Origin of the sequence: Paenibacillus sp. FSL R10-2199, assembly GCF_038000235.1 — a bacterium.
Taxonomy (GTDB): Bacteria; Bacillota; Bacilli; order Paenibacillales; family Paenibacillaceae; genus Paenibacillus_AQ; species Paenibacillus_AQ phytohabitans.
Genome location: NZ_JBBOBO010000002.1, coordinates 1,814,662 through 1,840,795, shown reverse-complemented (window position 1 = coordinate 1,840,795; position 26,134 = coordinate 1,814,662). Strand labels below are relative to the sequence as shown.

Here is a 26,134-nt window from a genome sequence, read left to right as displayed (position 1 = left end):
ATTGAACAGTAGCGCCGGAGGTGGATTAGATTGCATGCTGGAGACAGGAGCTGAGGCGGTATATCAGGCTTTCGGAGAAGCTATATATCCGTGTGAATATGGGTGAAGAAGGGAAGATGAGCGATGAAGGAAATGATCTCAGCAGAACAGCAAACAGACAGTGAATTGCAGCTATATGTAGACCCGCACAGCGGGAATGATTCCGGCAGCGGAAGCCGGGAAGAACCGTACCGCACAATTCCCGCCGCGCAGAGTGCGGTGCGCGATGCCCTAGCCGGAGGGCACACAGGGCAGATAACAGTCTTCCTCGGGGGCGGTATCTACGAGCTTGGCGAGCCGCTGCGCTTCGGGTGCGGGGATGCAGGGGGTACCTGCTGCCGTGTACTCTACCGCAATGCTGAGGGAGAGAAGTCGGTTCTCGCGGGAGGCGCCGTGCTCTCCGGCTGGGAACTGTGGCAGGACGGCATCTGGCGTACAACGCTGCCGCAGGGAACCCGGTTCCAGACGCTATATGCAGGCGGGGAACGGGTAGTGAAAGCCCGTCTCCCGGCGGCGGGGTATTACGAATCCGCCGCCTCGGTTGAGGGAAGAGAGCATGACGGAATCATTGCCCGGAAAGGGGATGTGCCGGAGCAGCTGGATACGGCGGGACTGCAGATGTTTGTGTGGCCGGGGGAAGGGGAGTGGAACTGGGCCTCGGAGACAATTCCGGTGCGGCGGATCGATCACTCTTCCGGCTGGATTGAGCTTGCGCGGCCCACCATCTGGGGAATTGGCGCAGGCTCACGCTTTTTCCTGCAGGGCTCGCTGTCGTTCCTGCGTGTACCCGGCCAATTTCATCTGGATGAGGCAGAGGCTATGCTGTATTACCGGCCCAAGCGCGGCACTCCGCTGGAGGAGCAGGTTATCGCCCCGTCTGTCCTGCGGCTGCTTGAAATTCAAGGGGAAGATGATTCCCGGCGGGTATCCGGTCTGGCCTTCCAGGGTCTGACTCTGGCCTGCACTGATTTCTATGAAGACTATAAGATGATGCGCAGTGAGCCGGGCATGGATAATGTTGAACCGGATGAACAACGTAACGGAGTGGTCTATATCCGCAATGCGGAGGAAATTGAAATCTCGGATTGCCATATCCGTGAATCCGGCGCCTGCGGCTTCTTCCTAGACCGCAGCGCCGAACGGATTGTGCTGGACGGAAACATTATACAGACCGTTGGACACACGGCCATTTACGCCTCAGGTTATGCCCCGGGGGAAGGCAGCTTCCGTGAAGTGGAGGATGCCAATCAGAATAAAGGACACCGGATCACGAACAACCGGATTAGCCATGGCGGAGAGCTTGTCGGCCATGGAAGCGGAATTGTCCTGTATCAGTGCGGGGACTGCGAGGTCGCGCATAACCGCATCTCACATATGCCCCGCTACGGGATATCCCTCAAAGGACAACGTCATCAGCAGTTGCCGGAATCTCTATGGGGTGTAGCCGTGACGCGGGAGAACCATTGGGATTTCCTCTTTACCCGGGCCAACCGGATCAGCTATAACGATATCTCGGAGGTGATGACCGATAGCCAGGACGGGGGGCTGATCGAATCCTGGGGAATCGGCCGCCGGAACGTCATCCATGGCAACCGGCTGCATCACAGCGGTATCTATTTCTCCTTCGGCTTCGGCATTTATCTGGATGATGCCTCCGATGATGTAACTGTGACACATAATGTGCTTGATCATCTCTACAGCACTGGTGAGGGAAAGCTATGGATGACGATTTTCTCCAAAGGCGTCGGCAATGTCATCCGCAACAATCTGATGGCGGATAATCCCCAGGCGGTCAACGCTATAGGCTCGCAGGAGATGGTAGGGGAAGCGAACCGGGATATTACGGTCGAAGGAAATATCATCTCTAATTCAGGTCATCTGTACTGCTTCGTCAACTGGAGTCCGGAGCGGTTCCGGGCTGCTGACCGCAACCTGTTCTGGCGCGGTGGGGCCGTCCCCCGGATCACCGGCGAGCTTCCGGCAGAGTCTTTCGGCCCCAATAGTGTATGGGGCGAAGAATACACATGGGAAGCCTGGCGTGCTGTACTGGACGGCAAATATGATGCCGGTACCGTCTTGGCCGATCCCGCTTTCGTTGATGGTCCGGCAGGGGACTACCGGCTGCTGCCTTCTTCGCCGGCTTATGCCTTAGGCTGGGAGGATATCGATTTCTCGCAGTTTGGCCCGCGTGACAGAGCTTCAGAAGCAGGTTTGGCGGAGAGAGAAGAGAGGGGGGCGGCAGATGCAGATGCAGATGCAGATGCAGAAGAAGCTTGAGCTGCTGCTTGAAGAAGCCGGAGCGAAGCTGGCTTTCGCTTCGCACACCTTCGAGGAGGCCGAGCCGCTTATGGAATATCACACTGGCTGGGCGGCAGACGCAGGGGATGCAGGAGATGCAAGAGATGCAGGAGATGCAGGAAATGCCGGAGAAGCTGGGCAGACCCTTCTGCCTGCCGGAGAAGCAGCGGCTTGGGAGATTACGCTCGGCTGCGCCGGGATAGGCGGCAGCAGTGATGGAGCCAGGCTCGAAGTGAACTGGTTCCACCGGGGACAGTCGCTGCAAACCGCAGCGGAGGTCCGCTTTGAATTTGCTGCCTGGGACCGCACCAATTATGTGCTTGTTCCCGGCGCTATATATAACGGTAACCGCTTCGATGTGCGCAGCTTCAGCTATCCGCCCTGCTGGAGCAAGCTGCCGGAGCACGGCCCGGATACTCCGGCGCTGATTACCGATGTGCCGCGGCTGTCCGTAGGGCCCGGCCCTTCGGCCTTCCACCTGCTGGCCGGGGACGCAGCTACACCGGCGGTGGGAGTATATGATCCGGTCCGCAGACAGGGAATCCTGATTCTAACCTGCCAACAGACCGGCTGCGGGGAGACCTCGATTCATGTGCAGGAAGCGGAGGACAGAGGCTCTGCTGTTATATCCTTCCGTGCTCCGGGCGTACGGCCGCGGATCAAATACGACATGTGTACCACCGGAGCCCCTTCCCCGGATAGAGGGGCGGACTTCGGGGAAGGCGATAAGCTCAGCCTGAGCTTTGAGGTATACAGCTTCCCTTGCGGCAGTGTAGACGGATTGTTCGCCAGATTCGCCGGGGTGCGCAAGTCGCTGGCGGGAATTCCGGCGCTGTCCTCCAGCCTGCCGTTCTCGGCGGCATGGGCCATTCAGGAGCAGAAATATAACGAACTGAATTGGAAGGAGCCGTACGGCTATTACGCCGTAGGCACCGTGGATATGAAGCATCAGGACTGGCAGCTGGGCTGGGTCGGGGGCGGGATGTCCAGCTATGCGCTGCTGCTTGCGGGCGGCGAAGAATCGGTCCGCAGAGCCGGCCGGACCCTTGATTTCATCTTCGGCGGGCAGACGGAGGCCGGATTCTTCCCCGGTGTATTCTATAACGGCCGCTACTACGGCGATGAGTTCAATGAAGATCCGCAGCGCGATCATCCGGAGCAATGGCATATTGTGCGCAAGAGCGCAGATGCGCTGTACTTTCTAGTGAAGCATCTCATGGCGATGAACACACTGCATCCGAATGAGCCTGTACCGGAGCGCTGGCTTGAGGGCACGCGGCGGCTTGCCGATGGCTTCCTCCGCTTATGGGGCCGGTATGGCCAGTTCGGCCAATGGGTGCAGGCGGAGACCGGAGAGCTGCTGGTCGGCGGCTCTGCCGGAGGTGCGATGGCGGTTGCCGGACTGGCGCTGTTTGGCCAACACCTGAATGAAGAGGTGTATCTGGCGGCGGCGAGGGCAGCCGGGGATTATTATTACCGCCAGTATACCCGGGAGGGTGTGACCACGGGCGGGCCCGGAGAGATTCTGCAGTGTCCGGACAGCGAGTCGGCCTTCGCCCTGCTGGAAGCGTTCATCGTCCTCCACGAAACGACAGGGGAGGAGAAGTGGCTGCAGCGGGCAGAGGAAGCGGCCCGGCAGGCAATCTCGTGGTGTGTGTCGTATAATTTTGTTTTTCCGCAAGAATCGACCTTCGGACGGCTGGGGATTGAAACGGCAGGCTCGGTCATTGCCAATGTGCAGAATAAGCACAGCGCTCCGGGCATCTGCACCCTGTCTGGCGATTCGCTTCTGAAGCTGTTCCGGGCCACCGGTAATCCGCTGTATATGGAGCAGCTCAGGGATACTGCGCATCAGCTTCCGCAATATCTCTCCCGCCAGGACAGACCTGTCATGGGCTGGGACGGGAAGGAGCTGCTGCCCGGTTATATGAGCGAAAGGGTGAATATGAGCGACTGGGAGGGCACGGAGCTGATCGGGGAAGTGCTGCCGCTCTCCTGCTGGTGTGAGGTCTCGAATATGCTGACCTATGCGGAGGTTCCGGGCATCTATGTGCAGCCCGACACAGGGCTGCTGTGGATATTTGATCATGTGGAATGTTCACTGGAGCAGGAGGAGGGGAGGCTGGTTCTCACTGTTGCCAACACCACTAATTATCCGGCTGAGGTGTCCATATTCGCAGAGCTGTCGACCGCAGCGGGAGTTCCGCTCGGGCAATGCGCTTCAGCCGATTGGCCGCGCATTACCTTAGAGCCCGGCGCTGTCCGCAGGGTTCCGCTGGCTTTTCACTGAAACCAAATCGCAGTCTGAGATCGGAGAGCAATTCGCACATTGTACAGTAGATAGCCCCATCCGCTATATGTCATGCTGGTTACAGGCGGCATAATGCATCTTAGTAGAGGGGGGACTGCTGATGTGGCAAGCTTACAGGTCCAGGAAGTACCTGCTGCGCATTATAGGCTCTGTAACACTGCTGATGGTGGCTGTTCTCGCCGGTTCTTCGCTGCTCCTGCAGTATAATGCGGAACGCAGCGCGATCCGGATGCAGCAGGAGGTCAGCCGCAAGGCTATGAAGCAGATTCAAATCAACCTGTCCTATATGTCAGGGGTAATGTATAATCTGGCTGTCTCCCTGTACATGGACCCTAATATTGTACCGCTGCTGAATTTGCGCGATCCTGATGAAATGCTGGTGATCCGTTCGATGAATTCGCTGAAGCAGGCCTACCTCTCCTCTTCGTTCCTGCATTCGATCCTTGTCTATAACGGTTATGACGACCGGACCTATACCGTAGGGGAGCTCAGTCTGAACAAACCGGATGCCCCGATGAGCGGGGAGATTGCCCTGCTGGTGAAGAATAAGCAGAAGCTTCCCCGGATGAAGCTGATTCCGATGAATTTCAGCGGAGCAGACCAGCCCGTTGATTTCTTTTCGCTGGTGATGTATCAGAATTTCACGGACACCGGCACCAGTAAGGAGAGTGCGCTTGTCGTCAATATCAAGCCCGAATGGCTCTATGAGAATCTGCGCTCGTTCAATGACTTCGCTATTCCTGAGCAATCGGGCGTCTATCTGCTGGATGAGGCAGGCAAGCTGCTGCTCTCGGGTAACCCGGAGCTGCTGCCTAGTCAGGGGGAGCTGATCCGGGCGCTGGGCGGGCATACGCCGGGGGATGCCGAAGCATTCGGCACCTTGTCCGGCAGGTTCGGCGGCAGCACCAGACTGCTGGTCAACTATCTGAATATGCAGGGGACGAACTGGAAGGTCGTCAGTGTGCAGCCGTATGAAATTATCCTTCAGCCTATACGGGAGCTGCGCGGCACCTTTCTGTCCGTCATTATTGCCGTTCTGCTGCTGGCTGTGGTTCTGGCTACCCTTGTAGCACACAAGCTCTATAAGCCTATTGGACGTCTGATAGGCCAGCTGGGGATGCAGCCGGGAGGGAAGGCGGCGGCTGGTAAGGCCACGGGGCAGAATATGGAGAAGGGTAAGGAGAAAGATAAAGATAAGGATGAATTATCGGCCGTGGCCAGCCTCTTCAGCACAATGGCCCAGCAGCTGCGGAGCGTCTCAGACGAGCAGGGCAAACAGCGGCATATTATTACAAGCTATTACCTCCGAACCCTTCTCTCCGGTGGCAAGGCGTTGTCCGCGAAGGAATTCGAGGATAATATCAGGCAGAACGGCCTGCAAATCAGCCGCAGCGGCCCTTACCGGGTAGTCCTGATTCAGGTGGACGGATATTCCGGGTTCAGCAGCAGGACCAGCCATGATGAACGCAGCCTGTATTATTTTGCTATCCGCAATATTGCAGAAGAGATCCTGCGTCCCGGACGATATCTCTGTGAGCTGGCAGATATGCGCAGCAGTCATCTGGCCCTACTGATCAGCCGGGCGGAAGGCAGCAATAGTGAAACCGAAGATGAGGAAGCGCTGCATGAGCTGTTCCGTAACATCCAGCAGGTGGTCAGCAGCTATTACCAGCTGTCACTGACCCTGACGGCCAGTGAACCCTGTGGCAGCCATGAACAGATTCCGGACCGTTATGCGGCGGCTGTTCAATATTCGATGTATAAGCTGGTATACGGCCGGCAAAGCATCATTACGAAGGGGCGAGTGGACGGCAATCTCCGGCAGCAGGAGTATAGCTTCCCGGCGGAGCTGGAGAAGAGGCTGGGTGAGAGTATCCGCACCGGTCATCTGCCTGCCATGGAGCAGGCCATCGGGCATATGCTGGCTCCGCTGGGGCATTGCCATTATGATGCCATTGTTCACAGCCTGCTGCATATCACGGGCATTATCAAAACCTCCGTTAAGGAGATTAACCATAACCGTGTTATTCCGCTGAATGTGGAGCTGAGCACGCTCAGCCGCCAGGTGCTGGAGCAGGAGACGCTGCAGGAGACCGCTGAATTATTCGGCAGGGTATGCCGGGATATCCATGATCAGCTGGACCGGACGGGCAGCGGCAAGAATGCGGCTCTGATGGACGCGATTAAGGAAATCATTGAGATGAATTATAAAGAGCCGAACCTCAGTCTGCAGGGGATTGCCTCGATGCTGCATATGACTCCTGCCTACGTCGGCAGAATGTTCAAGCAGAGCGAAGAGGTATCGGTGAGCGAGTATCTGAACGATATCCGCCTTCAGCATGCCCAGACTTATCTGGAGACGAAGAATATCAGCATCAAGCAGATTATGGAGCTCGTCGGATACGTCAATGAGAGTACCTTTTTCAAATTGTTCAAAAAAGCCTTCGGCGTTACCCCCAAGGAATACCGCCTGAAGCGGTCGCTGGAATAGGCTTCATTCACTTGCGGAATCCCGGTTGCGCTGTGCCTCCTGCAGAACGGACCGGGATTTTTGCTGTCTGGAGAGGATATTCCGGTGCCCATCCAGAATAGTAAATGTAAAAAGGAGGGAATTGATGTGACAGCTAAAGAATTGCTGGCAGAGCATATCTGCGATCTCGAGGAGCAGCTGCTGAGCAATGAAGTGCGTACGAATCCTGAAGCGGTGGCGCTGCTGATCGCAGATGATTACACTGAATTCGGAAGTTCAGGCAGGGTATGGCGGAAGCACGATCAGGTTGGCGAAGGGGGAGCAGGTGAGGTACGGATGACCTTGAGTAACTTCGAACTCCATACGTTGTCTGAGGAGGCTGTCCTTGCGACCTACCGGACCTTCAATGAAGATTCCGGCATTCACTGCCTGCGCAGCTCGGTCTGGAGGTTGCTTGAGGGACGCTGGCAGATGTTTTTTCATCAGGGGACGCCTGTGAAGGATTAACATGCTTAAGTAGAAAATTACAACAGGAGGAAGATCAATGTTTGAATACAAATTTGTACAAATGAAAAAGAAGAATACTGGATTTCTCCAATTGCCAACGGAGAATTATCAGGAGATTATACATACGCATGCAGCAGAGGGCTGGCGGTTCGTTCAGTTCGTTATCATGCCCAGCGCCCAGGCTGTGGGGTTTCCGGAATATTATGAGCTCATTTTTGAAAAGAAAATGGAGTAGGCCTATTCAGCGGCTGATCGAGTGGTGCGAAGCGGAGCCGAACGGACTCAAGGTGGAGTTCGGCCACAAGCGTATCCCTTCAATGGGCGGACATTTCTCCCCCGGCAGCGCCTGCCTGCGAGTACCGAAAGCGGAGTGCCTAGCATTTAGTTGTATTTCCTGCAGTTAAAAGACGGCGAAAACCCGGATTTGCCGGGTTAACTGTATTCTGTACAATTAAAAATAGCGGTAAGCCTTCTTTTATGAAATATGAGGATTTTTAATTGTAGAAAATACAACTAAAACCTTCGCAGCGCAATAATCGCTCGTTTTAGTTGTACAAAATACAGTTAAAGCTAGGGCGGCGCAACTCCGGTCATAGGCCAACTACCGGCGGTCCCGGATCACATGCCCAAGCTCCGGCGTAATTTCGCTGAATCCGGCCATGTGGCGGGACTGATAGGTGACTGGCCGGCTGCTGCCAACCATAATAATGTTGCGGAGATCGGCGTTGCCTTCTGCCGGGAGGGCGAAGGTCTTAGTGTGGGGATACACCTCGTTAAGCGTCGTGTGGATCGCACTAATCAGCCGGTCGTTATCGCTGCGGCCCATCAGGTTCATGATAATCGCGCCGTGTCCGTGCAGCTTATCCCGGGTAAGCCCGAAGAACTCCAGCGAAGTGAAATGCGCCGGTGTTCCGGCAGCGGTGAAGGCATCCAGCAGAATGTAATCATAGCTCCGGTCTGCTTCATTCTCCAGCAGGCTGCGGCCGTCACCGATCAGTACATTGTCCTGACTGTAACCAAAGCGGGTTCGGCTGTATTCCACAACCTGCTCATTGACCTCAGCGACCTTAAAGCGCTTCTCCGCAAAATACCCGGCAATCGTTCCAATCCCGTGCCCGATCAGGAACACATCCTCGAAATAAGGATCGCCCGCCTCCATCAGATGGATCATCGCCCGCGGATATTCAAAGATGACCCGGCGAGGATGCTCCAGATCCAGCGCGCCTTGAATCGCTTCACCCGAGAACTGCAGCACACGGAACCGTCCGGTCTCGCCATACAGCTCGGTTGTATCATATACCTCGATTTCCTGAGAGTCATGTGTAGTTCGGGACAGCGGATGCAAGTGATCAGACTCCTTACACAGATGAGATTCGTTTATATTCATTCGGCGTGACGCCGACAACTTTTTTGAACAGTTTATTGAAATAGGCGGGGTCGGGATAGCCGACTTCGGTGCCGATTTCATGGATTTTGAGGTCCGGGGCATTCTTCAGCAGCTGCTTGGCCTTGCGGATGCGGATTTCAATTATATAATCAGTCAGCGTAAGACCGGTCTCCTGCTTGAACAGCTTGCTCAAATAACTTGGCGTAAGATACACCATCCCCGCAAGGGTGTTCAGATCTGCGTGCTGGTTATAGTTGGCTGAGATCCAGCGCTTGATGGTCTCGACGGCGGTACCGGACAACTCCAGCCGGTGGGCACGGATACTGCTTAGAGCAGACGACAAGGAGGAAGCGAACAGCTTTTCCATATCTGCAAAAGCCAAACAGCTCTCCAGCTGTTCCTCCAGCGCCATAGTCACTCCGTTACGGTAGACCGCTTCGAATTCCTGCACTTCCTTACGGGCAAGCTCTTCCATCTCCCGGCACATGCGGAGAATCTGCTCGGGATAAGCACACTGCGATGCAAGCTCCGAGAATAGCTTATGAATTCCTGCAAGTACACCCTCGACATTGAGGATCTGTAAATCATGGACCAGCGGTTCACGATAAGGCGCAAAAAGCTCAGACCCTGCCTTATCCGGCAGGATGAGCTCTTCAATAGTAACATAATGCAGCGGCCGGGATTGGTATATTCCGCAGTCACAGGCATGTTTGGCTTCCAGATAAGCCGTTCTGAGCCTGGCTGCATCCGCGTAGGAGCGGCTTATGCCCACATGCAGAGTATGCCCTGCACTGGCAGCCTGCAGATATCTGCGGATCTCGCTTAATTCAGCAGATTCCAGCGGCTGCGCAGAATACCAGATCCAGACCTGCAGTCCCTGGCGGAGTTCCAGCACATCGAATCCGTTATCCATCTCTTGCCGCAGACTGTCTGTACAGGAGCAGACGGTTTCAGGCGAGTCTCCTTTGAGGACAAACACCGAGAAATAAGGCTGGGGCAAAATAAGGCCGCCGATCAGCACAGCGGAGGGCTCTTCAATATGCAGCATGGAGAGCAGCATCCCGGAGCGGTGCCGTTCTTCCTTCTCACGCAGCAGCGTGCGTTCCTTATCCAGGCTGTAGAGCACGTCGAACAGCTGCTCTTTATTGATCGGCTTCAGCAGATAATCTACCGCCGAGCTGCGGATGGCTTCCCGGGCATAATCAAATTCAACGAATCCGCTCATCAGCAGGGAACGAATATGGGGATGACTGGCTTTGAGCAGACGGATCAGCTCAAGGCCGCCAATCTGCGGCATGCGGATATCGGTAATCAGGACATCGAACTGGAGGGCAGGCAGCGCATCCAGCAGCTGTTTGCCGTCAGGATAAGTGCGGATGACGGCGAAATCGCTGCTCTCCTTGCTGATCATCCGGGCCAGACCTTCGCGGATCAGGACTTCATCATCTACGATCACAATACGCAGCAATCCGGATATCCCCTTTCAAAAGACATAATGTGCAGGTTGCCCTGTTTCCGGTTAATCTTCAATACGGTGGGAGAGATTCTCGATTCTTAGAATGACACGGGTGCCTTGGCCGGATTCGCTCTCTACACGCAGTCCATACGGGCTGCCGTAGTCCAGGCGGAGCCGTTCGTTCACATTGCGCAGGCCGATACCGAATTTCTCGCCGTCAGCTCCCCCCGTCAGGGTATGGTTCAGCGCGCGCAGCGTACCTTCATCCATGCCGACACCATCATCCTCCACGCAAAATACAGCTTTGCCCCCCTCTGCCCAGCCGGTGATGCTGATGGTGCCCGGGCCTTCCTTGGGCTCCAGGCCATGAAAGACGGCGTTCTCGACGATCGGCTGGAAGACCAGCTTAATGACCGGGAAGCTCAGCAGAGCATCCGGCACGTCAATCTTCAAGCTGAATTTGTCCGGGAAACGGATTTGCAGCATATCCAGATAATTACGGGTGTGATCAAGCTCCTGCCCGATGGTCACCATCTCCTCGCTGCGGACAATCCCGTAACGCATCTGCATCCCCAGCAGGTACGTCAGCTTCGCGACCCGGGGATCATCACTGCCTTCAGCCAGCATGCGGATGGATTCAAGCGTGTTGTAGATGAAATGCGGATTGATCTGGTTCTGCAAGGCCCGCATATCGGCTTTTTGCTTGCGTTTCTCCGTCAGCTTCACTTCCTGCAGCAGGTCCTTCACGCGGATGATCATCCGGTTGAAGTGGCTGCCCAGCATTCCGATCTCATCATTGTACCGGGGATGCAGCCATACCTCCAGATTGCCATGCTGCACCTGCTTCATCAGGCGGACCATGGATTTCAGCGGCTTCGTCAGGGCATGGGAGATGAAGGTGGCTACAATCAGGGCGAAGGCGATTATCGCCAGCGTGGTCAGCACCTGCGCGTTACGGGTTTTCTCCACTGGTGACAGTATCCGCTCCAGCGGGATAGAGACCATTGTAGTCCAGCCGGTCTTGGCCGATACAGTATATACCGCGAGATATTCCTTGCCGTCCAGAGTGATCTGGAAATGGCCATCGGGTCCGTTCACCTGCTGCAGGAACTTGTCCGTATACTTCTCCAGCATGCCGGACCCACCGCCTGAATCATCCGGGCTGGCGTACATCATTTCCCCCTTGTCATCAACAATCAGGGTACTCCCCTGGGTGACTGCATTGACCGGGTCCACGATGCCCTTGAACAGGCTGATATTGATATCGAACACAATAATGCCGATCTTCTGCAGCGAGCTGACCGAACTGACGGTACGCAGAATGCTGAATACCTCCCGGTGATCCCCCGCATTTACACGGATCATATGCCTGCCCTGAACTATGGAAGCTACTCCGGACTCGGTGAGACTCTGCCACTGCGCCAGACGTTCTTCCGGGAACAGCTCGCTGATGCCCGAGCTTTTGTCATAATAGACGGAGCCGTATTTATCCACCAGGTATACAGCAACAATCTCTTCTTTCGTATGGTTCAAATAGCTTAGGAACATGGACATGCCCGTATTTTTTTCCCAATCGGTCTGCTCCTGCTCCAGATAGAACTGGACATCGGTATTGTAGAGCGGGAGCGCAGTGTACCTCTTCAGGTCGGCTACATAACGGTCGATGGTATCCGAGGCGCTGTCTGCCATCTGTCCGGCGCTTGCTGTTGCATTAACCAGGACGGAATTGAAGGTGGAACGGGACGATAGATAACTGACATAAGTGATCGGCATGGATATCAGAAAAATAAACACGACAATCAGCTTGCGCTCCATAGGCAGATTGGCCAGGAACAGCCAAAGGGTACGCGGAAATCTCCGGATATAGGATACCACTGTGTTGTTCCTTTCCGTACATCCCCTATTTCACCGCGCCGTTCGTTACGCCTTCAAAGATATAACGCTGCAGGAAGAAGTAGAGGATGACTGTCGGCAGCAGGATCAGCAGGATCGCCGCACAGATCAGGTTCCACTCGCCTGAATTGACCCCCTGGAAACGCATGAGGATCGTCGTTACAACACCCAGGCTCTGCTTGGGCATATAGAGGTAAGGGATGTACATGTCATTGTAAATGCTGATCGTCTTCAGGATGACCAGAGTGGCCGTCGCCGGTGTAAGCAACGGGAAGATGATCGAACGGTAGATTTTGAACAGGGAAGCGCCTTCAACCATGGCATTCTCGTCGAGATCAAACGGAATATTGCGGATGAACTGTAAATAGAGAATGATCTGGATCACATCGGCCCCGATATAGAGCACAATGGGAGCGCCGAGCGTGTTGTAGAGCCCCATATTTTTGATGATGCCGAAGGTGGCGACCTGGGTGGTGATGCTAGGAATGATGGTGGCCACGAGATATGCACCGAACACAACCGGCTTCAGCTTAAAAGAGAAGCGGCCCAGTACATATGCCACCATTGTGCCAAACAGAATGTTCAGGGTCAATGTAATTATAATAATGACGAGTACATTGCCGAAGCCGCTGAGCAGCCCGCCGCGCTGGAAGACAGCGATGAAGTTGTCGAAGTTCAGGAAGCTGTGCGGCAGAGCCATAGAGCTGCTGCTGTTGAACTCATCTGTGGATTTGAACGCATTGACGATCACGACATACGGCGGGAATAACACTACGAATACGCCGATGAGCAGCGTGAAATATTTGAACAGGTCTTTGAAGCGCAATTTGGAATGTTCCATGGCTACTTATCTCCTCCCCGGCTAAGAACCAGCTGTTGAATCAGCAGTACGATGACTACAAAGAAGAGCAGGATAACGCTCATGGCCGAGGCCAGGCCGTAATTGTTGAAGGCAAATGCCGTATCCACCACGCGCTGGACATACGTCTGGCTGGCGCCCGCTGGGCCGCCTTTGGTGAGTACGAACGGAAGGTCGAAGACTTCGAGTGCGCCGGTCACGGTCAGGAACAGATTGAGCTGAATGACGGCCTTCATATTCGGCAGCGTAATTCTCCAGAGGGTCTGCATCGAGTTTGCACCGTCAATCTTCGCAGCTTCATAAATATCACGCGGAATGGCCTGCAGGGAAGCAATATAAATGACCATATTGTAGCCCATGAACCGCCAGAAGCCGGTGGAAGCGAGCGCGTAGTTCACCAGTCCTTCGGTGCCGAGCCAGCTGGTCTGTCCAAGGCCGGTCAGGCCGATGCTGTTCAGGAACAGATTCAGTGAACCGTTGGTAGTGTCGAAGACATAACCGAACATGAAGGCAACGGCGACACCATTCATAATGTAAGGCAGGAAGAGCATGATGCGAAAAGCATTCCGGCCCCGCAGCTTGCTGTTCAGCACAACGGCGAAGTAGATCGCCACTATATTCTGAACGAGACCCATGACGAAGTAGGCGAAGTTATGGGTGAATACTTTGAAAATATCAGGGGTGTTAAACACCTCGCGGTAATTATCGAGGCCGACCCAAGGCTTCTCGGGGCTGTAGCCGTCCCAGTTGGTGAAGCTGTAATAGACCAGCTTCAGCGCCGGATAATAAGTGAATGTGGCGAGGAGGATCAGCGGGATCAGCAGAAAGGAGACTATGATAATAGTTTTCTGCTTGTTGTAAGACAGTGTTCCGAACATCGCATACCCTTCTTTCGTGAAAGCTTAAGTGGGATTGACGACAAAAGGGATTATCCATGAAGGCGATAATCCCTTTTGCGCCGGAAGTTTAGTGCATCTGGCTGCTTAGTGCAGCAGGGTAAATCATTTTATACCTTGAAGCTAAAGCTCCACTTCGTGGGGCTGTTTTAAAAGAATTTATATGTTTCGGGGTCCCCGCAAAGTACCTGAGTCATCACCCGAAGCCAAGCTCAACTTTGTGGGGTTATTTTAGTAGCCGAGGTCTTTCTTGGCTTTGGCCCAGGCTTTGTTCCATTTGTCGAAGACGGTTTGCGGATCTTTGGCAAGCACGAACTCTTGGACCATAGCAGGCAGGTCGAGCTGTGCTTTGTTGGTGATTTCGGTAACCTTGGCGTCATCTACGGTACCTTCCTGCAGGACTACACCCGTCGACTGGAATTCCTTAAGCTGAGTCAGCTTGGATTCTTTGCCTTTGAGCGGGGAGATGAAGCCGGCGAAGTCCTCGTATCCGGATTCTTCGATCATCCATTTCACGAAGGCCTTGGCAGCATCGACATTCTTGCTGTTCTTAGCCACGGCATAGAAGAAGTCCGGGCTGAGCGGAGCCGTCAAAGTGCCCGAGTTGTCATAAGGAAGCGGGAAGAAGCCTACGTTATCGGAAGTGGTACCCGCACCGATCACCTGATTGATGACCCAGTTACCCAGGAAGTACATGGCGAATTTACCCGATGCGATGTCTTTCTTGGATTGCTCCCAGTTGGTGGAGTTGATGTCTTTTTCCAGGTAGCCTTTTTCATTCAGCTCTCTGAGCAGACCGAGCGCTTTGCCGTATCCGTTGTCCATGGTGAACGGAGCATCTTGTGTCAGCTTCTCATTCGGGAAGTCAGGGTTGCCGGCAATCACGCGGGGAACAGCATATACCCAGTCATTAAGCGGCCATTTGTCTTTGAAGTTGGAAGCGAGCGGAACGACACCTTTAGCTTTGAGCTTCTCGCAGGCCGCGAGGAATTCATCCCATGTCTTCGGAACTTCGGTGATTCCGGCATCGGCGAAGGCTTTTTTGTTATAAACAATCCCCGAAGTGGAGTTACCGGTAGTGATCCCGTACAGCTGGCCGTCAAAGGATTTGAAATCTTTGAAGGTGAGCTGGTCATTCAGTCCGAGATCATCGAGTGAGGCGAAATATTTAGGCAGATCGGAGTTCGGAATGTTAGGGACGAACATCACGTCAGGCAGCTCGCCGCTGGCCATTCTAACTTTTGCCTGCTGGTTGTAGTCGGTTTGGGAAGCTTCGAATTCTACCTTGATGTTCGGATATTTCTCATTAAAGCGCTTAACATATTCGTCATACTCTTTGCCGATCATGTCGGTTCTGTTGGTCAGGAAAATGATTTTGCCGCTGATGTCAGCGCCGCCTGCCGCTGCAGGTTCAGTAGCAGGTGCAGCTGTTGCCTCTCCGGCGGCAGTCTCAGGAGCGGTGGTTGCTGCCGGCTCATCTGTAGCCGTCGCTGCGTTGTTATTGTTGTTTGAACCGCAGCCTGTCAGGGATAAAGAGAAGATCATGATGATAACAAAACATAACGAAAATAACTTATTTCTCATTGTGTAGTCCCCTTTTCGTTTATTGTTAGCGTTTACATGATTATTATAGCGCTAAAGTATCCAATGAGAAATGTATTCATTTATTATTTATTGTCTTTATTTGTTCTGTTTATAAGATTATAATTAAGTTATTGCTAACAATAAAATAACAAAATACAATGAGGGTAATTAAAACGTAGGCTATTTAACTTAAAGCTTATGCTATTAAAACTTAAAGCGTATACTTCCGATGCGGGTTCTGTACGAAGCAATCTCAGGGAAGTGTACGCTCACAAAACTTTTAGGAGGACTTATGAAACAACTGCACATCAACCTGACGAACTGGGAATTTAGAGCCTGTGGAGATGAAGCCTGGCTTCCAGCCATTGTACCGGGAACGGTACATACGGATCTGCTCCGGAATGGAGTTATAGATCAGCCCTTTTATGGAACCAATGAACATGACCTGCAATGGATCGACAAGAAGAACTGGGAATACAGAACCGTATTTAAATTAGAAGAGAACTGGCAGACACTGGCGGTTACGGAGCTGGTATTCGCCGGACTGGATACGTATGCAGATGTATATGTGAACAATGTTCATGCACTGTCCGCAGACAATATGTTCCGCTCCTGGACCGTGAATGTGAAGGGCCTTCTGCAGGCTGGGGAGAATGAGATCCGCATCGTATTCCGCTCGGTGGTGACCGAGGATCTGCCGAAGCTGGCCCAGCTGGGCTATGATCTGCCTGCACCGAATGACCAGTCCGAGCTCGGCGGGCTTCAGGAGCAGCGGATCAGTGTGTTTGCCCGCAAAGCGCCGTATCACTATGGATGGGACTGGGGCCCGAGATTCCTGACCAGCGGCATCTGGCGTGAAGCCGTGCTGGAGGGCCGGGACATTGCGGTCATTAAGGATCTGTACATCCGCCAGAATGCGGTGAGTCCGAAGGAAGCGCGGCTGACGGCTGTAGTTGAAGTGGATGCTCCGGAAGCTTGGAGCGGCATGCTGCGGGTGACTGCTGAAGGGCAGGAATGGATGAAGGCAGCTTCGCTGGTTCCGGGCAATCAGGTGGTGGAGCTGGAGCTGGTCATCGATACGCCGCGCCTGTGGTGGTGTAACGGGCTGGGTCTACCTGAGCTGTACCAATTCCGTGCAGAGCTGCTGGAGGGAGAAGAAGCTGTGGCCGTGTCGGAGATTACGACCGGACTGCGGGAAATTAAGCTGGTCCGTAAGCCCGATGAGCGCGGGGCTTCGTTCCATTTTGAGCTGAATGGTGTGCCGGTCTTCGCTAAAGGATCGAATCATATTCCCAATGATAGCTTCATAACTGAGGTTACGGAGGAACGTTACCGCCATGAGATTGCTACGGCAGTGGAATCCAATATGAATATGCTGCGTGTGTGGGGCGGCGGATTCTATGAAGAGGAAGTTTTCTACCGTCTGTGTGATGAGTACGGCCTGCTGGTCTGGCAGGACTTCATGTTCGCATGCAGCATGTACCCGGGGGACGAGCCGTTCCTGAACAATATCCGTGAGGAAGCGGTATATAATGTCCGCAGATTGCGGAATCACCCGTCTATTGCTGTATGGTGCGGGAACAATGAGATTGATTCGGCCTGGTCGCAATTCGAGGAGAATATGGGCTGGGGCTGGAAGGAGAAGCTGAGTGCTGATATCCGTGAGACCTTATGGGCCGCGTATGAAGAAATCTTCCACAAGATTCTGCCTGAGGCTGTTGCCGCGAATCATCCGGGTGTGGATTATTGGCCTTCCTCACCGCTGCGTGAGCTTACCCGCGGTCAGGATCAGCATGCTACGCGGATTATGGGCGAAGGCGATATTCACTACTGGGGAGTATGGCACGGAATCGAGCCATTTGAGAACTATAACCTTAAGGTTGGCCGCTTCATGAGCGAATACGGCTTCCAGTCCTTCCCGGAGCTGAAGTCGGTGCTCAGCTACGCGGAAGAAGAGGATATGGAGCTGGAGTCCAAGGTGATGCTGGCCCATCAGAAGAACGGACGGGGTAATCAGCTGATCAAGGAATACATGGATATGTACCTGCCGCAGCCTAAGGACTTCAGAGGCTTCTTGTACATGAGCCAGGTGCTTCAGGCGGAAGCGATCCGCATCGCAATTGAGAGCCACCGCCGGAACAAGCCTTACTGCATGGGCACGCTGTACTGGCAGATGAATGACTGCTGGCCGGTAGCTTCCTGGGCGGGTATGGATTATTACGGACGCTGGAAGGCGCTGCAATATACCGTGCGCAAGTCCTTCAAGGATGTGCTGCTGTCCATTGACGGTACGGACGGGGATACGCTCAAGGTTCACGCTGTCTCCGACCGGCGTCAGGCGCTGGACGGCGAGCTCGTAATCCGGCTTCATGACTTCAGCGGCGCGCTGCTGCGGGAATGGTCGCAGCCGGTAACGCTGGCTGCGGATTCGGCAGCGGTGGTATTCACACTGCCGGTTGCTGAATTGCTGGAAGGCCGCGAGCCGGCACAAGTGTTGCTGGTGGCTTCCCTGGTGGAAGGCGGACAGGTGCTGGAGTACAAGGAGCATTACTTCGCGGCAGCCAAGGATATTCCGCTGAGCAAGCCGGTAATTACGGTGACGGAAGTGCCGGGCAGCGCCGGGAAGAGCTTCACGCTCAGCAGCGATGTGCTGGCGAGAGGCGTGCATCTGACCGTAGAAGAAGAGGGCATCTTCTCCGACAACTTCTTCGATCTGCTCCCTGGCGAGCCGAAGACGGTAGAGTTTGCACTCAGCGGAAGCGGTGAGGCGGACTTCACGCCGGCGGCTCCAACGGGGCTGGTGGTCCGCTCGATGGCGGATTATATCTAAATATAAAGAAGCGGGTGCTACGCAATCCTTCACGCTGAATCGGATTCCGTCCCTTGATGGACGGGATGGCCGTTGCTACTTTAGGGAAGCGGGCAGGCTTGCGGACTGACAAGACCTTATTGTTTGAAATAAAGCATTATTTCCAGTCTTGCGGACTCAGAAGACCTTAATTCCCGCTCAGAAGGCCGTTTGGACGCTGAAGCGGTGCAATAGGGGCTTCTGAGTCCGCTTGGAAGGAAAAAGTGGCATTTTCAGCGAAATAACGGCTCTCCATTCCGCTTGGACTTGTCTCGTAGAAGCAGGCGGGGCTTGGTGAAGAACAAAGAATGCTGGAGAACGTGGAAGTGGAAGCAGCGGAAGTAGCAGAAGTAGTAGAAGTAAGAGTGGCAGCAGTAGAAGTAGTAGCGGTAGTAGAAGTAGATCACCGCCGAAGACCGGTAAGACCGCCGAAGCTTAGGGTTATCGGTGGGTGACTGGGCGGAGTTCGGCTTATCGTTAGGTGAGAGGCGGAGGTTCGTGCGTGTTGTAGGCTGAAACAAATAGTAAATGGCAGATATTAGATATTAAATATTAGATATTAGATAGTAAGCTGCAGGTTGTAGCTATAGGTTGCAGGTTGCAGATAATTAATCCTTAGGAGAGAAGGAGTCAGGACCATGGCGATATGGGTTCAGGAAGACAAGGGGATATTCCACCTGCAGAGCACAGGGATGAGTTATGTGATCGGACTGGTGAATGGTTATCCAGCGCATCTCTATTGGGGAGGGCGGCTGCGTGAGGGCAGCAATCTGGACGGTTTGCTCCTGCCGGTGGCCCATGGCTCGCTGGACCGGCTGCCGCAGGAATATCCGCAATATGGAACCGGGGATTTCCGCGTTCCTGCCTATCAGGCCAAACTTGAGGATGGAACACGGGTCACTGAGCTGCGCTACAGCGGGTACCGCGTGACGGAAGGCAAACCGGAGCTTGCCGGATTGCCTTCCGTGTATGTAGAATCGCCGGAGGAAGCAGATACGCTTGAGCTTATTCTGAAGGATGATTACGCCAAGCTGACCGTGAAGCTGCGATATACGGTATATAAGGAACGGAATGTCATAGCGCGTTCCGTGGAGTTCTCCAATGACGGCCCGGATACGCTGCAGCTGCAGCGCGCCCTTAGTGCCTCTGTGGATTTCCCGGCGGCTGACATGGATATGATCTACCTGTCCGGTGCCTGGTCGCGGGAGGCCCAGATTACCCGCAGACGCCTGGAGCAGGGCAACTCTGCGATCCAGAGCCGCCGGGGAATGAGCAGCCATCAGCATAATCCGTTTGCTGCATTGGCCAAGGCCGGAGCCGATGAGAACCAAGGCGAGGTGTTCGGCTTCTCCCTGGTATACAGCGGCAACTTTGAAGCTGAGACAGAGGTAGATCCCTTCGGAACCACCCGGTTTACCATCGGTCTGAATTCCTTCGATTTCTCCTGGAAGCTGGAGCCCGGCGGGCATTTCCAGACCCCGGAAGCGGTTATGGTCTACTCGGGACAGGGGATCGGAGAGATGTCGAGAACGTATCACCGTCTATACCGGACCCGTCTCTGCCGAGGACAGTACAGGGACAAAGAGCGTCCGATTCTGGTCAATAACTGGGAAGCCACTTATTTCGACTTCAACACCGACAAGCTGGAGGCGATTGCCGCCGAAGGGGCGAAGCTCGGCATTGAGCTGTTCGTGCTGGACGACGGCTGGTTCGGCAAACGGGATGCGGATAATTCCTCGCTGGGTGACTGGGTAGAGGATCTGCGCAAGCTGCCAGGCGGGTTGGCTGACCTGGCGCAGCGGGTGAACGGCCATGGGCTCAAATTCGGCCTGTGGGTTGAGCCGGAGATGATCTCGCCTGATAGCGATCTGTACCGCAGTCACCCGGACTGGTGTCTGCATGTGCCGGGCCGCCGCCGCAGTGAAGCCCGCTGGCAGCTGGTACTGGATTATACAAGGGCTGAGGTACGGCAGTATATTTTCGAGTCGCTTAGCCGTATCTTCTCTTCAGTTCCGGTAACCTACATTAAATGGGATATGAACCGCTGTCTGACCGAGATCGGCTCGGCGCAGCTTCCGGCAGACCGGCAGGAAGAAACTGCGCACCGTTATGTACTCGGGCTGTACGAACTGCTTGAACGGCTGACGTCGGCATTCCCCCATATATTGTTCGAGAGCTGCTGCAGCGGGGGCGGCCGTTTCGATCCCGGCATGCTCTACTATATGCCGCAGACCTGGACCAGCGATGATACCGATGCGGTAGAACGCCTGAAGATTCAGTATGGAACCAGCCTAGTCTATCCGGCCAGCTCGATGGGAGCACATGTCTCTGCGGTGCCGAATCATCAGGTGGGCCGGTTCACGCCGCTGTCCTTCCGGGGAGATGTAGCTATGTCCGGCAACTTCGGTTATGAGCTCGATCTGACGAAGTTCACTCCGGAGGAGAAGGAGCTGGCAAAGGCGCAGGTGGCGAATTATAAGGAAATCCGCAGCCTGGTGCAGCAGGGCAATCTGTACCGGCTGGAGAGCCCGTTCGAGGGCAATGATACGGCCTGGATGTTCGTCTCGGATGATCAGCGCGAGGCGCTGGTCTATTACTTCCGGGTACTGGCCATGCCGCACCCGCCGCGCCGGATGCTCCTGCTCGGGGGACTGAACCCGGACCTCGACTACCGTATTGAAGGCAGCGGCGAAGTCTACGGCGGGGACTGCCTGATGCAGGCCGGTCTGCTGCTGCCGGAGGTCCAGCGGGACTTCGTGAGCGGCTGCTACCACCTGAAGGCTGAAGGATAAACAACAGGCAGATCATAGGGAATAGGGGAAGCCGGGGAAACCTTGGCTTCCCCTATTCTGTATAGAAAGCTGTAGCATGTGAATAATTAGGGATGCGGCGAAGGGGACGTAGCAGAAGTAGCAGACGTAGCCGGATGTAGCAGATGAGGTAGCATTAGCAGATGAAGCAGACGTAGTAGCAGACGTGGCCAGAAGTAGCAAATGTAGCAGCAGTAGCAGACGTAGCAGCATTAGCAGTCGTAGCCAGAAGTAGCAAATGTAGCAGCAGTAGCAGATGAAGCAGACGTAGCAGTAGTAGCAGTAGTAGCAGATGAAGCAGACGTAGTAGCAGACGTTGCCAGAAGTAGCAAATGTAGCAGTAGTAGCTGTAGTAGATGAAGCAGAAGCAGCAGAAGCAGAAGTAGCAGACGTAGCAGCAGTAGCCAGATGAAGCAGATGTAGCAGATGTAGCAGATGAAGCAGACGTAGCAGCAGTAGCCAGATGAAACAGATGAAGCAGCAATAGCAGACGTAGCCGGATGTAGCAGCATTGGCAGTCGTAGCCAGACGAAGTACTATTAGCAACAATACTCCCTTTGCCGTTATTTGATGGTTTTTGTAAGCTTCCGGTTGGATCTGGAATTAAGCAGGTTAACTGTAAACAGGCTGAACCTTATTTCCCGAGAACCGCGGCTGAGTCGGGCTAATCATCCTCCGATAGATTGGAATTGAAACTTGAACATGTACCTTTCTGTGGAAGCCAGCGCTTGCCAGTTTATTTGGAGTAACCCATATGCAGCGTAAGCGGTTAATTGTATTTTCTGCAACTAAAGAGCGGAAATTGGACCGGATTCCCGGGTTAACTGTATTCTGTACACTTAAAAATAGCGGAAGCACTTCTTTTGCGGAATTTGGGGATTTTTAACTGTACAAAATGCAATTAAAACGCCCGCAGCGCGATAAATGATCGTTTTAGTTGTACGAAATACAGTTAGAACAGAGCTGGAGTAGAGCTGGAACGCTGGTCTAGCAGCGAACTGCTGCAATCCAATTCCAGTAAAACATTTGGTGTGAGTCCCGTGTGAGTCCGGTGGTAATGGGGTGTCGATCCGGAGGATTTCAGTTCATTTTACATAACTGTTAGCCAGGCATCGTTCGGGTTTGGCGTTACTTTCATGTTATATTCAGCTTTTTTCTTGCCGGAAAAGCTAGAATTATGTATAATAGCAATTATTATCGATGTGAATGTACGATATTCTGTTTTCGAAGGTGGTTTCATGGCAGAACTGGAAAACAGCGAGCAGAAGAAGAAGATGTGCCAGATCTACAATGAGATCTCCAAGGAATTGTTTGGTTTCGGGACGACCCTGCTCCGCGTTACTGTCGATCAGCGGGTCATTACCTTTCACGCCAAGCACCGCAGGTCTCCACGGTCGACCGCCCTGGAAGGGGAGGCGCCGGAGCTTAAGCAGGAAGTGGACTTCCGGATGTCGCTGCTGTTTAAGAAGAGATTCAAAGAACGGCTTGAAGCAGAGATGGGCTTAACGATTGAGGTTCTGCTGAGGGATTATGATGCACCAACCGGATGGGCTTTTACCAATATGATATTGGCCGGTGAATGAAGCATTTCAGTCAATGAATTTTGAATATCACGGATTTTTGCTTTTGATCTATCTTAAGCGAAGACCGTCCTTCTATAACGGGGTAGCTCTTTCCTTTGTTTATACAAAGAAAGGTGTTCTTGTTCCTACAAGAATGCTTTTCTTTTTTTTGTGAAAAAATAAGGCAAACCAAGTTTTTATTACCAACAGGGGGTGCTGCTGATCCGTTGTCTGCTGCCGATTGCTTAATGGAAGACTGACAGAACATGCCGTTTGTATAGGATGACCGCTGGAATTGTACCGCATATTTAATTACATTTGGGAGGTTATTTACTAATGAATAAATTAATGACTACAGGCCTTGCTCTTGCTTTGACTTCTCTGCTTGCCGCTTGCGGCAACAACAATACCGCTGCGACAAACGGCGCCGGTACGGACAATGCAGCTACACCGGAAGCAACATCTGGGGGTGCGCCAACGGAATTAGTGGTCTCAACCTGGGGATTCTCGGAGGACTTCTTCAAGGAATCCGTCTACGCTCCATTTGAGAAAGAGCATAATGTCAAAATCGTCGTCGAGATCGGCAACAACGCCGAGCGCCTGAACAAAATCCGTCAGGGCAGCTCCGATGTCGATGTAGTCTATCTGTCTGACTATTATGCGCAGCAGGCTATCAATGAAGGTCTGTTCGAAACGATTGACCGCAGCAATATTCCGAACATCGATAAGATCTATGATATCGCCAAAGCGCCGCTCGGCGAAGAATATGGTCCGGCGTACACCGTTGGGCGTCTCGGAATTGCCTATAACCCGGCACTTGTTGAAGGAGAAGTCGGTTCATGGGCAGATATGTGGAGTAAGTTCGACAAGAACCTGGCGCTGCCGGCGATTACTGCCACAGCGGGTCCAATGATTGTGGATGCGGCATCGCTCGTGTCGGGCGGTACAGAGTTCAATGAAGACGGAGCCTTCACGAAGCTGAAGGAGCTGGACAGCAATGTGGTCAAATATTACTCCCAGACTTCGGAGTATGTAAATATGTTCGGCCAGGAGGAAATTGCCGGCGGTCCGATTATGGAAATGTACTTCAAGGATCTCCAGGCAGCCGTGCCGGATGCCAAGTTCGTTGCACCGTCTGAAGGTGCTTATGCCGTAATGAATACGGTCAACGTGGTCAAAGGCAGTGACAATAAAGAGCTTGCCGAAGAGTTCATCAACTGGCAGCTGAGCCAGGAAGTGCAGGAGAAATCGGCCAAAGCCAAAGTCGATTCCCCGGTAAACACAGAGGTTGTGCTAACGGATGAAGAAGCAGTAGGGGTAACGTACGGTGCAGAGGTAATCAGCAAGCTGCGCAAGCTGGACATGTCCTTCGTGAACGAGCATATCTCCGTGTGGACAGACCGCTTCAACCGTGAGATTGGCGGCTAAGGATGACTGGACGTAAAAAAGTCATTCTCGATGTAGATACAGGGGTGGATGACGCGCTGGCAATTATGCTGGCCGTCACGAGCGGACAGTTCGATATTCTGGGGATTACCACAGTCAGCGGCAACGTTTCGCTGGATCAGGCGACCCTGAATACCTGCAAAATTCTGGAGCTGCTCGGCGTATCCGGGCAGATTCCGGTCTTTCGCGGAGCGGACAAACCGCTTGTCCGTGATACCGTGTTCGAACACCGTGTGCACGGCTCGGACGGCATCGGCGGTGCACTGCGCGACATGACGGTAACGAAGCAGGCGGAAGCAGAGCGGGCGGAGGACTTCATCATCCGCCAGGTGCTGGCGCATTCCGGTGAGGTCACGCTGATTATGACCGCGCCGCTGACCAATCTGGCGCGCGCGCTGCACAAATGTCCGGAGCTTACGCAGCATGCCGCCGAAGTGATTGTGATGGGTGGTGTGGTGCAGGGCTTCGGCAACATCACGCCGACCGCGGAATACAACATGTATGTCGATCCGGAGGCGGCCAAGCTGGTGCTGGCTGCGGGCTTCCCGCAGCTGACGCTGGTCGGGCTGGATGTAACCCGCCGGGCGCTGCTTAGCGCGGAGGATATCGCGAAGCTGCGTATTCCGGCGGTTCGCGAATATGTGGAGCAGAGTACGGCGGACTACCGTACGCGCTATTTTGAACGTAACGGTGTGCAGGCCTGTGCGCTGCATGATCCGCTGGCGGTAGGTGTGGCGCTGAACCGGGAGTTTGTTAATGTGCAGAAGTATTACGTGGACGTGGAAACCCGCAGCGAGCTATGCGACGGGCAGACGGTCTGCGATTTCCAGAACAGGCTGAACAAGCCGGCCAATGCCGGTGTCTGTCTGGAGGTGGACGCGCCGGCTTTTCTGGAGTACTTCATTAATAGCTTGAATCAAGAACCGAAGAAGGACGGGAGTCATGAGAATGAATAAAAGAGTGCTGCTTCTCCTGCTGCCGGGCCTCTTATTCCTGGCGGCCTTCATGCTGGTCCCGATCACGCTGACCATTGCCTCCACCTTTGTGCAGGACGGAAAGCTGACGCTGGAAGGGTATTTGTATTTTTTCCGCGACGGGTACTTTAACCGCATCCTGCTGACTACGCTCCGGGTAAGTGTGGTGACTACGCTGGTCTGCATGGTGCTCGGGTATCCGGCGGCTTATTATATCTCGCGGGCCAGCGCGCGTAAGAAGAGCCTTCTGCTTGCGCTGTCGATTTTTCCGCTGCTGACCAGTCCCGTTGTGCGCTCGTTCAGCTGGATGATTATTCTCGGCAAAAAAGGGCTGATCAACTCGTTCCTGGTGAACACAGGATTGATCGCGAAGCCGCTCGACATTCTGTATACGCCGACCGCGATGATGATCGGGCTGGTGCATCTGTTCCTGCCGCTGATTATTATTACGCTGCTCGGCGTGATGGAGAATCTGGACCATGAGCTGGTCCGGGCGGCGCGCAGTCTGGGTGCTTCCCCGTTTGCCGCGTTCCGCAAAATCACCTTCCCGCTGACCGTGCCGGGACTGATCATCGGCGGGATTCTGGTCTTCGTCGGCAGTCTCACGGCGTATACCACGCCGGCGCTGCTCGGCGGTAAGGAACGGGTGGTCTCCACCTTCCTGTATCAGAACGCGATGACGCTGAATGACTGGCAGGCGGCTTCGGTGATCGCGGTAATTATGATCGTTATTACATTTGTGGTGGTTGGGCTGATGAATGCCTGGGCTAACCGCCTGAATCCGAAGGGGTGAG

The 26,134-nt window shown here is 54.0% G+C and carries 18 protein-coding genes; 12 read left to right on the top strand and 6 right to left on the bottom strand.

Annotated features, from left to right (window positions below):
- The first annotated feature begins 123 nt into the window (after positions 1-123).
- From NYE33_RS35770 to NYE33_RS35750, 5 genes are all read left to right on the top strand, one after another.
- Entirely contained in the window at positions 124-2,316 is a 2,193-nt protein-coding gene (locus NYE33_RS35770; RefSeq protein ID WP_042133710.1) for a right-handed parallel beta-helix repeat-containing protein, read from the top strand.
- Positions 2,282-4,627, top strand: coding sequence for a hypothetical protein (locus NYE33_RS35765; RefSeq protein WP_052421672.1), 2,346 nt, complete (start codon positions 2,282-2,284; stop codon positions 4,625-4,627). The genes NYE33_RS35770 and NYE33_RS35765 overlap by 35 nt, the downstream gene beginning before the upstream one ends.
- A 121-nt stretch (positions 4,628-4,748) precedes the next feature.
- On the top strand, positions 4,749-7,139 hold the full coding sequence (locus NYE33_RS35760; protein ID WP_042133712.1) for a helix-turn-helix domain-containing protein: 2,391 nt from the start codon (positions 4,749-4,751) through the stop codon (positions 7,137-7,139).
- A 126-nt stretch (positions 7,140-7,265) separates the two neighbouring features.
- Positions 7,266-7,625, top strand: coding sequence for a nuclear transport factor 2 family protein (locus NYE33_RS35755; RefSeq protein ID WP_042133714.1), 360 nt, complete (start codon positions 7,266-7,268; stop codon positions 7,623-7,625).
- A 37-nt stretch (positions 7,626-7,662) separates the two neighbouring features.
- On the top strand, positions 7,663-7,860 hold the full coding sequence (locus tag NYE33_RS35750) for a DUF4177 domain-containing protein (RefSeq protein WP_042133716.1): 198 nt from the start codon (positions 7,663-7,665) through the stop codon (positions 7,858-7,860).
- Between the two features lie 366 nt (positions 7,861-8,226).
- Here NYE33_RS35750 and NYE33_RS35745 read toward each other — a convergent pair whose 3' ends face one another.
- From NYE33_RS35745 to NYE33_RS35720, 6 genes are all read right to left on the bottom strand, one after another.
- Complete coding sequence (locus NYE33_RS35745; protein ID WP_156118526.1) at positions 8,227-9,012, bottom strand: fused MFS/spermidine synthase; 786 nt, start codon at positions 9,010-9,012, stop codon at positions 8,227-8,229.
- Positions 8,984-10,480 (bottom strand): response regulator, encoded by a 1,497-nt coding sequence (locus NYE33_RS35740; protein ID WP_042133718.1) that lies wholly within the window; start codon positions 10,478-10,480, stop codon positions 8,984-8,986. Before NYE33_RS35740 ends, NYE33_RS35745 begins: the two co-directional genes overlap by 29 nt.
- A gap of 51 nt (positions 10,481-10,531) precedes the next feature.
- Positions 10,532-12,343 carry a sensor histidine kinase gene (locus NYE33_RS35735; RefSeq protein ID WP_042133719.1) on the bottom strand — a complete coding sequence of 604 codons (1,812 nt, stop codon included), beginning with the start codon at positions 12,341-12,343 and terminating at the stop codon, positions 10,532-10,534.
- Between the two features lie 25 nt (positions 12,344-12,368).
- Complete coding sequence (locus NYE33_RS35730; RefSeq protein ID WP_042133722.1) at positions 12,369-13,202, bottom strand: carbohydrate ABC transporter permease; 834 nt, start codon at positions 13,200-13,202, stop codon at positions 12,369-12,371.
- Between the two features lie 2 nt (positions 13,203-13,204).
- Positions 13,205-14,098, bottom strand: a complete 894-nt coding sequence (locus tag NYE33_RS35725; protein WP_042133723.1) for a carbohydrate ABC transporter permease — start codon at positions 14,096-14,098, stop codon at positions 13,205-13,207.
- Between the two features lie 249 nt (positions 14,099-14,347).
- Positions 14,348-15,700 (bottom strand): ABC transporter substrate-binding protein, encoded by a 1,353-nt coding sequence (locus tag NYE33_RS35720; protein ID WP_039310194.1) that lies wholly within the window; start codon positions 15,698-15,700, stop codon positions 14,348-14,350.
- A gap of 292 nt (positions 15,701-15,992) precedes the next feature.
- Here NYE33_RS35720 and NYE33_RS35715 point away from each other — a divergent pair, with 292 nt between their 5' ends.
- The 7 genes from NYE33_RS35715 (at position 15,993) to NYE33_RS35685 (ending at position 26,133) form a co-directional block, all read left to right on the top strand.
- Entirely contained in the window at positions 15,993-18,530 is a 2,538-nt protein-coding gene (locus NYE33_RS35715; RefSeq protein WP_042133726.1) for a beta-mannosidase, read from the top strand.
- A 326-nt stretch (positions 18,531-18,856) separates the two neighbouring features.
- Positions 18,857-19,003 (top strand): hypothetical protein, encoded by a 147-nt coding sequence (locus NYE33_RS35710; RefSeq protein WP_156118527.1) that lies wholly within the window; start codon positions 18,857-18,859, stop codon positions 19,001-19,003.
- 183 nt (positions 19,004-19,186) lie between these two features.
- Positions 19,187-21,340 carry an alpha-galactosidase gene (locus NYE33_RS35705; RefSeq protein WP_042133728.1) on the top strand — a complete coding sequence of 718 codons (2,154 nt, stop codon included), beginning with the start codon at positions 19,187-19,189 and terminating at the stop codon, positions 21,338-21,340.
- Between the two features lie 1,256 nt (positions 21,341-22,596).
- Positions 22,597-22,941: a hypothetical protein gene (locus NYE33_RS35700; protein ID WP_039310202.1), complete on the top strand. Its 345-nt coding sequence runs from the start codon at positions 22,597-22,599 to the stop codon at positions 22,939-22,941.
- A gap of 315 nt (positions 22,942-23,256) precedes the next feature.
- A complete protein-coding gene (locus tag NYE33_RS35695) occupies positions 23,257-24,348 on the top strand; it encodes an ABC transporter substrate-binding protein (RefSeq protein WP_042133730.1) in 1,092 nt (363 codons plus the stop codon).
- A 2-nt stretch (positions 24,349-24,350) separates the two neighbouring features.
- Positions 24,351-25,322, top strand: a complete 972-nt coding sequence (locus NYE33_RS35690) for a nucleoside hydrolase (protein ID WP_042133732.1) — start codon at positions 24,351-24,353, stop codon at positions 25,320-25,322.
- Positions 25,315-26,133: an ABC transporter permease gene (locus NYE33_RS35685; RefSeq protein WP_039310210.1), complete on the top strand. Its 819-nt coding sequence runs from the start codon at positions 25,315-25,317 to the stop codon at positions 26,131-26,133. The genes NYE33_RS35690 and NYE33_RS35685 overlap by 8 nt, the downstream gene beginning before the upstream one ends.
- Position 26,134: the final 1 nt, after the last annotated feature.

Coding starts and splice junctions, on each gene's coding strand:
- NYE33_RS35710 (WP_156118527.1), top strand. CDS start 18,857: ATGCTGGAGAACGTGGAAGTGGAAGCAGCGGAAGTAGCAGAAGTAGTA.
- NYE33_RS35705 (WP_042133728.1), top strand. CDS start 19,187: ATGGCGATATGGGTTCAGGAAGACAAGGGGATATTCCACCTGCAGAGC.
- NYE33_RS35770 (WP_042133710.1), top strand. CDS start 124: ATGAAGGAAATGATCTCAGCAGAACAGCAAACAGACAGTGAATTGCAG.
- NYE33_RS35725 (WP_042133723.1), bottom strand. CDS start 14,098: ATGTTCGGAACACTGTCTTACAACAAGCAGAAAACTATTATCATAGTC.
- NYE33_RS35690 (WP_042133732.1), top strand. CDS start 24,351: ATGACTGGACGTAAAAAAGTCATTCTCGATGTAGATACAGGGGTGGAT.
- NYE33_RS35730 (WP_042133722.1), bottom strand. CDS start 13,202: ATGGAACATTCCAAATTGCGCTTCAAAGACCTGTTCAAATATTTCACG.
- NYE33_RS35700 (WP_039310202.1), top strand. CDS start 22,597: ATGGCAGAACTGGAAAACAGCGAGCAGAAGAAGAAGATGTGCCAGATC.
- NYE33_RS35695 (WP_042133730.1), top strand. CDS start 23,257: ATGAATAAATTAATGACTACAGGCCTTGCTCTTGCTTTGACTTCTCTG.
- NYE33_RS35760 (WP_042133712.1), top strand. CDS start 4,749: ATGTGGCAAGCTTACAGGTCCAGGAAGTACCTGCTGCGCATTATAGGC.
- NYE33_RS35685 (WP_039310210.1), top strand. CDS start 25,315: ATGAATAAAAGAGTGCTGCTTCTCCTGCTGCCGGGCCTCTTATTCCTG.
- NYE33_RS35750 (WP_042133716.1), top strand. CDS start 7,663: ATGTTTGAATACAAATTTGTACAAATGAAAAAGAAGAATACTGGATTT.
- NYE33_RS35765 (WP_052421672.1), top strand. CDS start 2,282: ATGCAGATGCAGATGCAGATGCAGAAGAAGCTTGAGCTGCTGCTTGAA.
- NYE33_RS35745 (WP_156118526.1), bottom strand. CDS start 9,012: ATGAATATAAACGAATCTCATCTGTGTAAGGAGTCTGATCACTTGCAT.
- NYE33_RS35715 (WP_042133726.1), top strand. CDS start 15,993: ATGAAACAACTGCACATCAACCTGACGAACTGGGAATTTAGAGCCTGT.
- NYE33_RS35720 (WP_039310194.1), bottom strand. CDS start 15,700: ATGAGAAATAAGTTATTTTCGTTATGTTTTGTTATCATCATGATCTTC.